The organism is Chitinispirillales bacterium ANBcel5 (genome assembly GCA_029688955.1).
In the GTDB taxonomy this organism is placed as follows: Bacteria; Fibrobacterota; Chitinivibrionia; order Chitinivibrionales; family Chitinispirillaceae; genus Cellulosispirillum; species Cellulosispirillum alkaliphilum.
The window spans coordinates 21,821-36,979 of the sequence record JARUKZ010000009.1; the positions used below are offsets into that span (position 1 = coordinate 21,821).

The window sequence follows — 15,159 nt, forward strand, 5'->3', positions numbered from 1 at the left end:
GTAGGAACAGGTTATGGAAAATAAAAGCGGCAATTCCCATGAAGAGCAAAATCTGGATAAAACCATAGATGAAAATATGAGTGAGGAACTGCTCCAGCAGAAAAACACTCAAGATGGAGTAGTGAAAAAAAAGGTAACCGGTTCAGTTAACCCATACACCCAAATCTCTAAAACATCAACTCCACTTTCAGGCCCCATGCCGCCTTCTGACCTTCCCGATGGCTCAGAGCCTTTGCCTCTGGGAAGCGGCGTTATCGCTAATATGCTCGGTGAAGGTGGAATGGCAAGAGTGTATAAAATCTGGAATGAGCAGCTGGAAGTATTTAGAGCTGTAAAAGTCTTTCTCTCAACCGGGCAACCTGAGTCAAGAAAACGATTTGAAACTGAAATTAAAATTTCAGCCAAATTACACCATCCAAACATTATAGAAACCTATTCTGTTGGTGAGTGGAATGAGTTACCCTACATAGAAATGGAACTGGTTGAAGGCGTTTCTCTTGAGGATTTTATCGAGCAATACGGAAAATTACCACTTAAGGTATGTGTTGCAATTGGTATTCAGGTTTCAAAAGCTCTTAATTATGCTCACAATCAGGAGTTTCTGTTGTATGGTAAAACCTACAAAGGAATTATTCACAGGGATCTTAAACCTGCCAACATAATGCTCAGTAACACAGGCATTGTAAAGATGCTTGACTTTGGTATCGCACGTCCAACAGAGGTTGGATTACATACTGTTGCCGGAAATATAGTAGGGACTCTTCCATACTTATCTCCGGAGCAACTTGATGACAAAAATATTGACCAAAGAAGTGATATTTATTCTCTTGGTACCATTCTTTATGAATCTCTTACCGGAGAAAAAACATTTCCACAAGATACCGTCACTTCTCTTATGAAAATGAAAGTAATCAATCAATACAGAAAGTTTGATTCTTTTACCATTAAATCAAACCCTCAGTTAGAAAAAGTTATAGAGAAGTGTTTAAGTCAGAGTAAAACACAAAGGTATACAACTGCTAATGAGCTTGAAGCTGCTCTTAGTGCTGTATACAGAAAATTAACCTCAGAGCCTCCCGAAGATATACTTAATAGATTTGCGAATAATCCTGATGAGTTTGCTGATTCCAATAAAAAAGCAGGAAAAAAGATCGCATTTCCAAAACTACCTAAAATCTCATCGAAAAAAAGTGAGCTTACTAATTATCTATATATTATCGGTTCATCTGTTTTGGGCACTGTCGTACTGATTGTTGCGCTTCTGTTTTTATTTAGATCCGATTCAACAGAGGAAACTGATCTGGCAGCAGCTTCTGACACGGTTGCAGCAGTTCCTACTTTTGACCCTCTTTATCATCCGGATCCACAGGATGATAAAGAGGGTGACTCAGAACAAGATGCCACTGAAGAACCTGGTGGGAGACCTGAGCCATCATCTCCAAGGGGTGCAGAACCTTCGACACCCGAGCCTACACCAACCAGGCCATCAACACCAACACCACCACCGCCTTCACCTCCACCTCCACCAAGAGTATCGCCTTTGGATCAGCTGAAGGAAAAATATAATAATGATGATCTTGTGGCCGTAGGAATTGCTGCAGCTCAGTCATATCAGTTTCAAGACGCGATTAAAGCACTTGAGGCAGTAAATGAAAATAATCCCGGGTTTCAAAATGGGCAGATTTATCTTGCCATGGCTTACGTTGAAACAAATCAATTGGCAAAAGCCTCTGCTGTGCTAAATAGAGTAACCAGCAGAGATGGATTTGTTGCCTTGCTAAGAGGGCGGGTTGCTTACAACCAGGGAAAAGATAGAGAGGCCATTTCTATATTGGGACAGGCTCTTACCAGCCCCAGTTCTATAATCGGCGCAAGAGAGATCCGAAGTGATGCACTATATTATACAGCTTTGGCCCGGGAAAGAATTCACAAAAACAATCCTTCCGGTGAATCAAGGCGCAATGCTATGGCTGCATGGAATAGCGTAAAACAATTTTACCCTTCAGACCATGCGAGATTTAGAACTGCTAATGAAAGATTATCTGGCTTATAAAGAAGTACCAGGGGTTTAATTAGAGTGAAGATAGGCAGGTAGACGAATGTGGCAAACACGATCTGTTCAGGGAAGTGGTCCATCAGCAAAACCTATACTCTCAGTTCTTGCCAAGAAAACCTACTCAATAGAGCATAATACTGTTGCGCAGGTTTCTGAAGATCAGATTGAAATGGTTGATACTGACACCTTTGAAGATCCTCAAAATCCTTCCTATTCTGAAGTTTTAGCCGAGTCGGATCTTCAGGCGTTTAAACCATCAACCGATTTCATAGTTATAGGAAACGCTCATGCTCCGGGTTCAAAGCAGGCATATCATCTTGACTGCCAGATAATCGCCGGGCCTTATAATAAAACGATTCGTGTGTTTGGAGACAGAAAACTTCAATACCGTCCTCTCAGAGGACTTTCCTTTTCAGATCCGGAGCCTTTCAGTGAAATAGCGTTGGGGTATAAAAATGCCTATGGGGGTGTTACCTGTTCTAAAGATGGTACACCATTTGTGTTTTATCCTAACCCTATCGGCAATGGCTTTACGCTTAAAGGTGCACTTGAAGATGCTTCTGAGCTTAAGGTACCAAATCAGGAGAATCCGGAGTATCCGCTTGTTGCAGATGATATGATTTTGGGGAAATTTTCACAGTGGAAAGAACTTCCTTTACCGGCCTCACTAGGTTGGACAAGGAGAAATTTTTATCCCAGATACACCTTCTGTGGTGTTTTTCCAGAGCATCTTGAAGGCGCGATGGAAAATTTAGAGAATATGAAAAAAAAGAATCCGCAGATGCGTAGTATGAAAATACCATCTATGGATTTTCGTTTTTACCAGGGAGCATCAGAAGGGTTGTGGGGTAAGCGTCTGGTAGGAAATGAACAAATACAATTAAAAAATTTGGACCCAAAGTTTCCACTATTTAAAACAGCATTACCTGGTGAAACTCCCTGTATATCACTTGATGTAGGGAATGGTGCCAAAGAATTAAAACCATACCTTGATACAGTTGTTGTAGATAAGCCTAAAAATCTGGTTACTCTTTTATGGCGTGGCACCGAAACATTCGAGTGTTTAGAGGATTTGATGGAAATAGAAACACTTAAGTATACTGCACAATAAGGTTCTGTTTTTAATTGAAACCGAAATGTTCGCGGTTTTCATCAATTATCATAAGCGCAATTATACTTGGAATGTATTCATTTGTCTCATCGGCTAAAATCCCCAGCCTGTAAATGTACCAGAAATCTCTGTTTCTCATCGGGTCATCAATTTGGCGCAGTGCACCTATAATTCTGTTTTCACCTGCATTATACGCTGCCATGGCAAGCATCAAAGAACCTCTGCCTCCACCAAATATGCTTATAAGGTCTTTTAGGTACTCCGCAGCAGCATATGTTGCCTTTTTGGGATCTGTACGATCGTCTATTATGTTGTCAACTCTAAGGCCGTACCTTCTACCTGTGTGGGCCATAAACTGCCAAAGCCCCTTTGCTCCTGCATGGGACAGGGCGGTGGGATTAAAACCACTCTCAAGCATCGAAATATACGCAAGTTCCATTGGAACTTTTTTCTCGGTGAAAATTCTCTCAATCATAGGCCAGTAATTTTCTTTTCTTTGCAGAAATCTTCCTGTAGTAGGTTTTAATGGCCCGGAAAAGTTATCGAGATGGAATCTTACGCGTTCAATCATGTTGGGGGGGATAAGATAGTCTGATTCACCAAATCTTGAGAGTATGCTATTGATGAACATTTCAACGGTATCCTGGAAAAACTGTTCAAGATCTTCCTGTCTTAAAATAGTTTTTACAGAATTAAATTGGTTTTTTGTTGTTTCTAACTCGTTGATTAGTGTGGAAATTTCTTCAACATCTGCTCCGCTTTGTCTTGCTTCTGCAATTTTACTCTCATAGTGATCTAACTGCTTATCCAGCTCTACTGCTTTATTAACTTGAGATTTATAGTGCAGAATCTGACTTACAAAATATCCTGATACGGAAATGAATAAAAATATTATTATTCCTATTATAATGAAAAAACTCTTCCGTGACTTGCGATGGGCACTGTAGGCGGTGTGTAGAAAATGAGTCTGAGTTTGGTTAAGATTTCCCTTTTGGATTATCTTTTCGACTCTCTCATTTTTTTTCATCAATTTATTCATCTCATCAGGAGTAATGTTTTTTGAGATTATTTTTTTTTCATACTCCATAGTAAGAGAGGCGCTATCGGTGTTATTATGCAAGGGAGTATGGGTGCCCTTATTAGAAAAAAGGTCCTCCGATTCTTTCTCTTTTACCTCCAAACCAGTGTTTTGGGTATGAAATTGTTCTGTATCTTCAGTGTTTGATACATCCTCAATACTTTTATTAGTGCTGGTTGTTGGTAATTCTTCTTCAGAAACTATAAGTTTTAGACGAGGCCCCTTTTCACCGAAACCAACCACATCTCCTTCAGACAGATCTTGCTGTTCCACACGTTTTTCGTTTACGTATACTCCGTTTGTACTGGACATATCCTGAATAGAGATAGTGTCCGGGAACTTATAGAGTATTGCATGATGGCTTGAAACGATACGTTCGTTTGGATTGATGCAGATATTATTGTCACGGCTTCGACCAACACTTAAGGCGCCATCAGACAATAGGTACCTTTTGCCGATATCTGTTCCGCGAGTAACTTCAAGATAGTAGTAGGGCATAATTCTTTTTTAATCCTTTTTAGTGAAAATACACTATTGCATTACAATACACCACAATAAAAGCACCACTGTGATGATCAAATGATCAGTGATGGCGGCTTACGGAAACTAAATTACAAAAAGCATAAAAGTTTTAAGAAATATATGGCATTACGCATCTGTCCAAATTATTTTATTAAACACCTAAATTGTTTATTATATTGTTTATATATATATTAAATTCATCTAAATAAAATGACATCACGCAAGAGGTTATAAAAGGAGAGTGTGTTATCCCATCAGATCATCTTACAACCCTACTGACCCTCTTTGATGGGGGAAGTTCTTTTGGAGAAAACATAAACTACGATCCAGATTTCGATATAGTAAAAGCTGAGGTCGGAAAGCTTGGTAATATCGATTATGAACTACTGGAAGAAAAATCGTTATCGCTTTTAAGAGAAAAATCCAAAGACATCCGCCTTTTTTCTTTTCTTGGATTGTGTTATCTAAAACGTGAACAATGGGAACAATTCTGTGATGTTTTCGAAGCACTGGCGCAGTTAATTGAAAAAGATTTTGCTGCCCTGCATCCTTTGCGCCCCAGAGCTAAACAGCTTGCCTTAAAATGGATAAGTGAAGATCGTTTTATGGATGTGGTTGAGATCTCTAAGCCACCGGAAAATGCCCATGACGACATAAAGCGTTTAGTGAAATCTCTTACGGCTTTAAAGCAAATACTTGAAAAAGAGTACCCCAACGGGGCTCCGTTTCCCTTAAAACTATTTAATTGTGCTCAGAAGTGGGAAAAGACGACTGAGCCTAAAGAAGAGAAACCAGCGGAGCAATCTCCACCCCCTGCGACTTCTTCTTCAACTGCTGCCGGTGCGCAACCATCACCTCAGAGTTCCGCACCTGCAACATCTTCTGCTTCGGTGCCTGCAACAGATCAATTTCAAGCTCCTAAAGACGCACTTGATGCTGTTCGTAAAAGCGCTATGTTCTTAATAGAAAAAGAACCAAAGTCATCGGCTGGTTATCGCTTGATTCGTGCGGCAAGATGGGGTATCGATAAAGCACCACCACATGAGGGTGGGCAAACAAGGCTTGATCCTCTGCCACCTCAAAGACGTACTTTTATACACTCCCTGCTTGGTAAAGGTGATTTTAAAGTTGCGCTCGATACAGTCGAGAAGACATTTAGTTCCGGCCCTACCCATTTTTGGCTTGATTTGCAAAGGATTGCGTATACTGCTGCATCCCAGCTTGGAAGCGAGTATTCAGCTGTAAGTAATGCAATACTCACCGAAACAGCACTTTTTATACAAAAAGTGCCTGATATAAAGGACCTGAGTTACTCTGATGGAACTCCGTTTTGTGATCCGGCTACCTTAGATTGGTTGAATGGGGATGTTGCAGAACTTTTTTCTTTTCAAAGTGGCACATCCGCAGCATCTGGCAGCAATGATCAGGTTGCTGAGGAACGTAAGGAAGTGAACGGGCTTGCATCATCAGGTAAAATTGAAGATGCTTTAGATTACTTAATGAGTAAAATCGCGGAGAATAATTGTCCAAGAGATAATTTTAGGCGCAGACTTGCAGTTTCTTCAGTTATGATCAATGCTAAGCGGGTTGATGTAGCATTGCATATTCTGGAGCATCTTAACGATTTGATAGATAAACATTCTCTGGATGTATGGGAACCATCGCTTGCAGTTGAAGCATTAAATCTTCTATTGAGATCCTATGCATTAGCGGCAGTAAATAAACAGGGAAACGCTGCTGGCAGATTGATGGAGAAAAGAGAGTTAATAATGAAAAAATTAAGTTATATAGACCCGAAGGCAGCATATAAACAAAAATAGTAAACCAAGTTTACGGAAAGGGCGTATGCAATGGCTGGTAGTTTTCAAAATGAAATTCCTCCTGCACGAATTAATCTAAAGCTCGATGTGGGTAAAGGTGATGCCAAAAAGAAGATGGAGCTTCCTCTTAAAATGATGGTTATGGGTGATTTTAGTATGAAGCCCAAGGATGACAGAGTTGTTGATCGGGAAAAAATCGGAATCAACAAAAATAATTTTGAGCAGGTAATGGAGGGGATGGATCTGTCGCTTAAATATAATGTTGATGACAAGCTGAGCGGACAGGAAGGTAGGAGTCTACCGGTAGATTTGAAGATTAAGACTATGAAATCTTTTGGTCCCGAAAACATTGCAAAAAGTATTCCTTCAATAAGCAGACTTTTGGCTGCCAGAAATCTTGTCAAAGATCTCAAATCAAACTTGTTGGATAACAGAGAGTTTAGAAAGAGACTGGAGCAGGTATTGAAAGATTCTGAAGCTTCTAAAGCGCTTATGGAACAGTTAAAATCTATTGTTCCAGACAAAGAAGAAGAAAAGGAATCTGAAAGCTAAACAAATGCTTTGGTGTATTGGTTGAAAAAATTTGAGAAATTGACTACAACAGGAGCTTTCTTATGGCAGAAGAAACAAAAGAAGTAAATGACAATGCAGCAGTTGATGAAAACAGCTTAGACTATATATATCAGGCTATGGATCTTACTGTTCCGGAGGGGACAGTTGATGTAATGTCTTTTTCTGAAGCCACAGCTTTGGCTGAAAGTAAGACTAATGAAAGAATCGGTGCTGCACTGAACTTTTTTATCGAAAGTGTGGTTCAGAGTGGTAAAACAATAGAAAAAATCGATAAATATGTACTTGATGGAATTATTTCCGATATTGATGAGAAGATCTCTGATCAGCTTGATGAAGTGATGCATCATGAAGAGTTCCAGAAAATGGAGTCAGCCTGGAGAAGTTTAAAGTTTCTGGTAGATCGTACCGATTTTAGAAAAAATGTGAAGATCGATCTGCTTGATATGGGCAAAGATGAGTTGGTGGAAGATTTTGAAGATGCTGCAGAGGTGATTCAATCAGGACTTTATAAGCAGGTTTACACCGATGAATACGATACTCCCGGTGGTGAACCATATGGAGTAATGATTTCAAATTATGAGTTCAACAGTGGTCCCGAAGATGTGGGTTTCCTTCAGAATATTTCAAAAGTTGCAGCCGCTTGTCACTGTCCCTTTGTCGGCTCAGCTACACCTAAATTCTTTGGCAAGGACCAAATTCATGATTTGACAAAGATTGAGGATCTTCACACTTTCATGGACCGTTCAGAATTTATGCGTTGGAACGCCTTTAGAAAAACTGAAGATTCACGTTACGTGGGATTAACACTGCCAAAATTCGCGCTACGTTTACCATATGGTCCTGACACAATTCCTGTTAAAGAATTTAATTACACCGAAAAAATAACAGGCGAAGATCATAATAAATACCTCTGGGGTAATGCCTCATTTGCTTTTGCCGCAAATATGGTACGCTCTTTCATTGATAATGGGTGGTGCGTGCAGATACGTGGACCAGAATCAGGCGGAAAAGTCGAGGATCTTCCTGTTCACTTTTTTGATGTTGGTAAAGGTACCCAGATGAAGATCCCAACAGAAATTCTTATTCCGGAAACACGTGAATTTGAATTCGCGAACGAGGGATTTATTCCACTTTCATTCTATAAAAATCGCAATTACGCGTGTTTCTTTTCCGCTAATTCCGCTCAAAAACCTCAGGAGTACGATGATCCTATCGTGACAGCCAACATGAGGATAAACTCAAGGCTTCCTTATATATTTATGGTTTCACGTATTGCTCATTACCTTAAAGTAATACAGCGTGAAAATATTGGAACCACCAAAAGTCGTGCTGTTCTCCAGGATGAACTTAATAATTGGATTAAAGGCCTGGTAACGGAGATGCCAGATCCTGGACCGGATCTTATTGCATCGCATCCCCTCAAAGCGGCTGAAGTCAATGTAAATGAGGTACCTGATAATCCTGGATTCTTTACAGTATCATTATCTGTAATGCCTCATTTCCAGATAGAGGGGATTGATATTAATCTTTCACTTGTATCACAAATGCCTAAGAGTAAATGATGCTTTGCGAGAGGGTGTGCATTTATGAGCATCTTTTTTTTAACTTTAACTTACTTTTTTCCTTTTAATCGATGAAGGAGTTTGTATTATGCCTATTCCTGCTTATATGTGGATCAATGAAGGTAAGGTAAAAGGTGGATGTACTGTTGCTGGAAGAGAAAACAGTATTGAAGTCATTGAGTTTCATCATGAAGTGCGTATACCTACCGATCCTGACACTGGTGCACTCACTGGTACCAGAAAGCATGAGTCTTTTCAGGTGGTGAAAGCTTTCGATCAGGCATCGCCGCTATTGTATAAGGCGGTGTGTGAAGGGCTAACTTACGACAGCCTTAAATTAGACTGGTACAAAATTGATGATGAAGGTGCAGAAGTTTTGTATTTCACTCATCTGCTGGAAAGTGTGAAAGTATGTTCCGTTGAACCAATAATGCACAATGTTAAAGCAAAAGAATTTGAACGCTTCGTGCATATGGAAAAGGTTAGTTTTCGATATGGAAAAATAACCTGGGAATATCCAGATGGTGGATTCAAACATACCGATTCCTGGCTTGAAGGTAGATAAATAAAGGGTATAGTATGATGGGGCAGCTCTACTTAGAGTAGAGCTGTCCTTAGCTTTAACTGTGAGGTAGATTGTGAAGCAGGGGTTATTTGAGAGTTTGACCGGTGAGTTCCTGGATGGCACTCCTGTTGATGATGTTGCGCAAGGCCAAAAAATGACCAAGTCCATTATGGATCATCTTAGCAGACTTTTTAATACTCGCTGTGGAAGTATTCCCCATCTGCCTGATTATGGTTTACCAGACATTTCTGAAATGTATCGAAAAATGCCTGTGGGTACCCATACCTTACGCCAGGCTATCAGAAAGACGGTAGAAAAATATGAACCCAGGCTTAAAAACATTAGGGTTGAGCCGCAGCAGAGCAAAGATAAACATGCTCGAATCGTGTTTATCCTAAGTGCAAAAATGAAAAATAATGGGGCTCCGGTTAGGTTTCAAACCACCTTTTCCGCCAGTGCCCCCTCAAAAATCATTCCCTGGAAAAAGATGGATTAGTAATTAGAGATGATTGAAAAATATTATGAAGAAGAACTGAGATACCTGTATGAATCAGGAAGAGAGTTTGCAAATGCTCACCCTGACCGTGCCCACTATCTTAATATCGATTCCGTTGGCGACCGGGATCCGTATGTAGAACGACTATTTGAAGGCTTTGCGTTTCTGGCTGCCAGGATCAGGGAAAAGCTGGATGATACATTCCCTCAGATAACAGAAGGACTCAGTAATCTGCTTTGGCCTCAGTTTTTGCAAGTAATACCCTCTGTAACTATTCTTCAGTTTGGTGCACGCACCGGGATGCTTCAGGAAGCACGCACGATTCCTGCCCGATCAGAAGTTCTCTCTGGCCCCACAGGACCGGAATCTGTAACATGCAGGTTTACAACTACTAATCCTGTTGTGATTAATCCCATTGAACTTCGCACCTTTAGTAGGCATACTGACAATTTAAACAATGAAATCATGACGTTTGTGTTTGATACCAGCACCGATGTCGATTGGAATCACTACGATCTATCTACTATAAGGCTTTTCCTGCACGCTGAGTTACCTACTGCGCTAATGGTACACCGCGCCCTTACTAATAAGGTTAAAAAAGTGGAGATAGAATTCAGTACTGGTGAAAAATATAACCTGGATCCCAAATCTGCGATCACACCTGCTGGAATAAGTAAGGAGGAAACACTTTTACCTTCTGTTAAAAATGGATTTTGGGGACACAACCTTTTACGCGAGTATTTCGTATACCATGAAAAATTCTTATTTGTTGATATAAACGGTATAGATGAACTACCAGCTCCATCCCAAACCCCACCACAATTCACGGTCAGGGTTACTACAGGGGAAAAACTAAACGAAGATAATCCGGTTTATCCGGGCATATTCAAATTGCATTGTTGCCCGGCTTCAAACATATATATAAGCAATGTAGAGCCAATTTTAAAAGAAGGATTAAAATCTGAGTACCGTGTAATTGCAGATGCTTCCCATGCCAATTCGGTTCATGCACACAGTATTCGTTCTGTTACCGGAGTAGATAGAGTGACCGGTGAAAGGTTTTCTTATGAACCAATGTATACCTTTAAAAATATCGGCAACAACAGCAAAAAGACCTTCTCTACACGCTTTGTGCATACACCCTCGGGTAACCGTGAGATGAATATTGTTCTTGGGGGGCCTCAGTTAAAAGATGGGGATCTGAGCCAGGAGAGTCTTATTTTAGAGGCATGGTGCACAAACGGGCATATACCTAGGGAGCATATCAAAGAAGGTGAAATAACCAGTCCAGGGAAGGGATTTCCGCAGTTTGCACGAATCAGCAATATTACCCGACCTTCTCTTCCATTTATACCACCAGCAGATAAGGAGTTGTTATGGAATTTCCAGGCACATCTTGCTGCTACACAGGCAAGCATTGCTTCACCTGAGACACTTAAAAAATATTTGTCAATTTACGATTGGTCTGGGCAAGAGGGAAGAGCTAGAAGAATTCAGGCTATTGAAGATGTGGATACAGAACCTATGGAATTTATCTTTGGAGGAAGTGTTGTCAGAGGTGTTAGATTCAATGTTGGTTTACAGGAACAGGCGTTCAAAGATATTGGCGATCTACACCTCTTTGGCTTAATTCTTTCAAAATTTCTAAGTCATTACGTCACTATCAATTCATTTTGCGAATTAGTGTTCATTCTTAAACCGTCCGGTAAAACAATGGAATGGAATCAATTGAAGGGTAAAAAGTGTCTGCTTTAATTGAAAAACTTCAGAATAGAAGTCCTGATTTTGACTTTTATCAAGCAGTTGCTTTATTAGAGGAGTATTTTGATACGATAAATACTTCGGGAGAAAAGGCTGATATCCGGTGTGCTCTAAAATTTTCTGCTAATTCATCTATAGCTTTTCCCCATTGTGATATTGCTTCCATCAAAGTAGATAAGAGCACTGGTGTAGAGTTTTTTCTCTCCTTTATGGGACTTCTTGGTATAAGTTCGCCACTACCTCACTACTTTACCGAACACGGGGCCAAATTTTCTGAAGAATCAGATGCATTAACCGATTTTCTCAATATTTTTGACCATAGAATGTACACTCTCTTCTACAGAGCTTCCAAAAAGTATCGTACTGTACCAACCTGTACCAGAAATGACCAGCACCAACTCATAAACAGAATTGCTTCACTGGCAGGCTTAAACCTTTCAGGCAATGATGCTCCTGATGGTGAGATGCTTGCCTACTCCGGAGTATTTGCAGGCGCATGTAGAAATGCTGATTCTATGGCTGATATAATCAGCGGGTGTTTGGGTGGTGTAGAGGTTAGCGTTGAACAATGGGTTCCAAGGTGGGCTGTTGTTGGATTTGCCGGGAATTTGGGTTCTGATCTTATACTGGGGAAGGAATTAATGATAGGTGAGCGAATCTTTGACAGGTCCGGCAAATTCCGTATCATTATAAACATTAAAAACGACAAAGACTTCGAAACGTACTTTTCTGGCTCAGAAAAGATTAATAAAGTTGAACAAATTGTAAAACTTTTTTCACCCGAACCTATGGAGTATGACATAGAGGTCCGTTTTACGGCTGAAGAGTTAATACCTGTTGTACTTGGTTTTAACGAATCGATGCTCGGTATTAATGCTTCATGTGCAAATAGTTCTCAAACTGCAGGAGCTTATTCTGTTGTATTGCCTGGTAAATTCTGAAAATTTAAAGTAGGAGAGTGATTTATGGTGGTGAATGATATTCGGACACTGTTGGAGAAGTTAAACAGCTATTGTCAAAAAAAGTTTCAAAATTCTATAGGTATATGTGTAAGCAATACTAACTACGAATTGAACTGGGAACATCTTTTTTATTCCATACTGGAAGATGCAGATAACGATGTTGTAAATATTTTGAGGGCTAACGATGTCGATTCTTCACGTTTAAAAAAAGCATTAATTAATGAAATTGAGGGATTTAAAAAAGGTAATAGTGCCAGACCGACCTTTTCACCTACCATAATAGATCTTCTTGAACAGGCCTGGAATCAGGCGACCTTACGTTACAACAGCTCATCTATTCGCTCCGGTATGCTTTTCCTCGCGGCACTTGAGAAGATGAAACTCTCTTACTCAAACTATGCCGCTATGCTCAGGCATATCGATGAAGATCTTTTGAAAAAAGATTTGCTGACAATAACTGAAAAATCATGCGAAAGTGAAAGCTTTTCTGGAAAAGATAGTGATGATCCTGAAGATATTAGAAATGAACTTGAGAAGTATTGTAAAAATCTTACCGCAGAAGCTAAGGATGGAAAAATCGATCCAATTCTCGGCAGAGATTCCGAAATTTTTCAGGTCATTGATATATTAAGTCGAAGAAGAAAGAATAATCCAATATTGGTTGGAGAAGCCGGTGTAGGAAAAACAGCTGTTTTAGAGGGGCTTGCACAACAAATAGCTGGTGGGGATGTGCCGGTTTCTTTGAGAGACGTTGAAATCTGGGAGATCGATTTAGGATTACTACAAGCTGGAGCAAGTGTAAAAGGGGAATTTGAGAAACGACTAAAGAGTATAATAGACATCGCAAAAAAAAGTGCGGGAAGAATAATTCTTTTTATTGATGAAGCACATACATTAATTGGGGCAGGTGGAGCCGCGGGGATGGGAGATGCTGCTAATTTACTTAAACCAGCTTTGGCCAGAGGTGAGCTTCGCACATGTGCAGCTACAACCTGGCTTGAGTATCGAAAATATTTCGAAAAAGACCCGGCACTTACACGCAGATTTCAGGTAGTTAAGGTTGAAGAGCCAGATGAGGAAAAGTGTTGTGCTATGCTAAGAGGAATAGCGGAAAGTTATGAATCTCATCACGGAGTCCATATTACAGAAGAGGGGATCAGGGCTGCAGTTTCGCTTTCACAACGTTTTATCTCTGGGAGACAGTTACCCGATAAAGCTGTTGATGTGCTTGATACTGCTGCTACAAGGGTAAAAATGAGCCGTACAACATCTCCACCTCAGATAGAAAAACTTAAAAAAGATTTGGCAGATGCTCAAAGAGCACTTAAAACGTTACATAAAGATGTTTCCGCAGGAATTGAAGTTGATAAAAATAAGCTGGAGATGTATGAAAGTATAAAACAGGGCTGCACAGAAAAAATAGATAGCATAACAGACGTTTACAACGACCAGAAAGCGTGTGTTGAAGAGATTGTTTCTATACAGAAAAAATTGCTCGAACAAGGTGAAAACTGTGATTGTGCCGAGGAACTAAAAACCAAACTTAATGAGCTTAATAGAAAGTATAAAACTGAATCCGGAGAACAGAAGTTTGTCTACCCTCATGTCTCGGCTGATATATGTGCGCAGGTCATTGCTGATTGGACCGGTATACCTGTAGGCTCTATGTTAAAAGATGAAGCAAAGATACTGCTTGAGCTTAATGAAAAATTAAATAGCCGTGTAAAGGGACAGGAGTTTGCAATATCCGAAATTTCTTCCACGGTACGCTCAGCAAAGACTGGTATGACCAATCCTGATGCGCCACTTGGTGTTTTTCTTTGCACAGGCCCTTCAGGGGTAGGTAAAACGGAATGTGCAATGGCTCTTGCAGATATACTTTTCGGTGGAGAAAAGTTCTCAACAGTTATAAATATGTCTGAATATCAGGAGAAACATACTGTTTCTCAGTTAAAAGGTTCACCTCCCGGATACGTAGGATACGGAGAAGGAGGGGTGCTTACAGAAGCTGTCAGACAAAAGCCGTATTCTATAATAATTTTGGATGAGGTTGAAAAAGCCCACAGGGATGTGCTTAATATGTTTTACCAGGTCTTTGATAAAGGCATGATGAGAGATGGTGAAGGACGTGATATTAACTTCAGAAACACCGTCATAATTATGACATCGAATTTAGGCACTGATACGATTTTTCAGGCACAATCAGAAGGAATTAATGACTGTAAACAGATAATAGAGTATATACGTCCGGAGTTAACCCATCATTTTCAGCCTGCATTATTGGCCAGATGTAATGTGATTCCATTTTTGCCACTAACAGAGGATGTGCTCCGATCAGTTATTGGGATTAAACTGAGCAAAGTTGAAAATAGATTACAGCAAACTCACAATGCGCACTTTTGCTACAGTGATCAGGTCGTGGATGCAATCGCACAAAGATGCAGTGCTGCTCAGTCTGGTGCAAGGAACATTGATGTAGTAATTAACAGCTCTCTTCTCCCCGCTATTTCTTCACACCTACTCTCAAATGTTGGATTAGAGGACAACGAAACAGAGAAAGTGGTTGTGGTTGACGTAGATGATAGTGGAGATTTCACAATCAGTTTTGATCAAAACAAAGAGGTCAGCGAGCTAACAGGCGAGCTGGTCTGAA

11 protein-coding genes are annotated in these 15,159 nt (G+C 40.2%); 10 read left to right on the forward strand and 1 reads right to left on the reverse strand.

Annotated elements, in window-relative coordinates; all coding sequences use genetic code 11:
• Positions 1 to 13: 13 nt before the first annotated feature.
• Positions 14 to 2,053, forward strand: a complete 2,040-nt coding sequence (locus QA601_06605) for a protein kinase (protein ID MDG5814738.1) — start codon at positions 14 to 16, stop codon at positions 2,051 to 2,053.
• A gap of 46 nt (positions 2,054 to 2,099) precedes the next feature.
• Positions 2,100 to 3,167 (forward strand): DUF2169 domain-containing protein, encoded by a 1,068-nt coding sequence (locus QA601_06610; GenBank protein ID MDG5814739.1) that lies wholly within the window; start codon positions 2,100 to 2,102, stop codon positions 3,165 to 3,167.
• A 10-nt stretch (positions 3,168 to 3,177) separates the two neighbouring features.
• Here QA601_06610 and QA601_06615 read toward each other — a convergent pair whose 3' ends face one another.
• Positions 3,178 to 4,743 carry a transglycosylase SLT domain-containing protein gene (locus QA601_06615; protein ID MDG5814740.1) on the reverse strand — a complete coding sequence of 522 codons (1,566 nt, stop codon included), beginning with the start codon at positions 4,741 to 4,743 and terminating at the stop codon, positions 3,178 to 3,180.
• A gap of 299 nt (positions 4,744 to 5,042) precedes the next feature.
• Between QA601_06615 and tssA the strand changes: the two genes are divergently transcribed.
• From tssA to tssH, 8 genes are all read left to right on the forward strand, one after another.
• Positions 5,043 to 6,587 (forward strand): type VI secretion system protein TssA, encoded by a 1,545-nt coding sequence (gene tssA / locus QA601_06620; GenBank protein MDG5814741.1) that lies wholly within the window; start codon positions 5,043 to 5,045, stop codon positions 6,585 to 6,587.
• Positions 6,588 to 6,617: 30 nt separating this feature from the next.
• Complete coding sequence (gene tssB / locus QA601_06625) at positions 6,618 to 7,139, forward strand: type VI secretion system contractile sheath small subunit (protein MDG5814742.1); 522 nt, start codon at positions 6,618 to 6,620, stop codon at positions 7,137 to 7,139.
• A 62-nt stretch (positions 7,140 to 7,201) separates the two neighbouring features.
• Positions 7,202 to 8,722: a type VI secretion system contractile sheath large subunit gene (tssC, locus tag QA601_06630; protein ID MDG5814743.1), complete on the forward strand. Its 1,521-nt coding sequence runs from the start codon at positions 7,202 to 7,204 to the stop codon at positions 8,720 to 8,722.
• Positions 8,723 to 8,810: 88 nt separating this feature from the next.
• Positions 8,811 to 9,287: a type VI secretion system tube protein TssD gene (tssD, locus tag QA601_06635; protein ID MDG5814744.1), complete on the forward strand. Its 477-nt coding sequence runs from the start codon at positions 8,811 to 8,813 to the stop codon at positions 9,285 to 9,287.
• Positions 9,288 to 9,360: 73 nt separating this feature from the next.
• Complete coding sequence (tssE, locus tag QA601_06640; protein MDG5814745.1) at positions 9,361 to 9,783, forward strand: type VI secretion system baseplate subunit TssE; 423 nt, start codon at positions 9,361 to 9,363, stop codon at positions 9,781 to 9,783.
• 9 nt (positions 9,784 to 9,792) lie between these two features.
• Positions 9,793 to 11,538 (forward strand): type VI secretion system baseplate subunit TssF, encoded by a 1,746-nt coding sequence (gene tssF / locus QA601_06645; protein MDG5814746.1) that lies wholly within the window; start codon positions 9,793 to 9,795, stop codon positions 11,536 to 11,538.
• Positions 11,526 to 12,485: a type VI secretion system baseplate subunit TssG gene (tssG, locus tag QA601_06650; protein MDG5814747.1), complete on the forward strand. Its 960-nt coding sequence runs from the start codon at positions 11,526 to 11,528 to the stop codon at positions 12,483 to 12,485. Before tssF ends, tssG begins: the two co-directional genes overlap by 13 nt.
• A gap of 24 nt (positions 12,486 to 12,509) precedes the next feature.
• Entirely contained in the window at positions 12,510 to 15,158 is a 2,649-nt protein-coding gene (gene tssH / locus QA601_06655; GenBank protein ID MDG5814748.1) for a type VI secretion system ATPase TssH, read from the forward strand.
• Position 15,159 lies beyond the last annotated feature (1 nt).

Excerpts from the sequence above, each read along its gene's own strand:
- QA601_06605 (MDG5814738.1), top strand. The coding sequence starts at position 14 with ATGGAAAATAAAAGCGGCAATTCCCATGAAGAGCAAAATCTGGATAAA.
- QA601_06610 (MDG5814739.1), top strand. The coding sequence starts at position 2,100 with ATGTGGCAAACACGATCTGTTCAGGGAAGTGGTCCATCAGCAAAACCT.
- QA601_06615 (MDG5814740.1), bottom strand. The coding sequence starts at position 4,743 with ATGCCCTACTACTATCTTGAAGTTACTCGCGGAACAGATATCGGCAAA.
- tssB (MDG5814742.1), top strand. The coding sequence starts at position 6,618 with ATGGCTGGTAGTTTTCAAAATGAAATTCCTCCTGCACGAATTAATCTA.
- tssC (MDG5814743.1), top strand. The coding sequence starts at position 7,202 with ATGGCAGAAGAAACAAAAGAAGTAAATGACAATGCAGCAGTTGATGAA.
- tssD (MDG5814744.1), top strand. The coding sequence starts at position 8,811 with ATGCCTATTCCTGCTTATATGTGGATCAATGAAGGTAAGGTAAAAGGT.
- tssF (MDG5814746.1), top strand. The coding sequence starts at position 9,793 with ATGATTGAAAAATATTATGAAGAAGAACTGAGATACCTGTATGAATCA.
- tssH (MDG5814748.1), top strand. The coding sequence starts at position 12,510 with ATGGTGGTGAATGATATTCGGACACTGTTGGAGAAGTTAAACAGCTAT.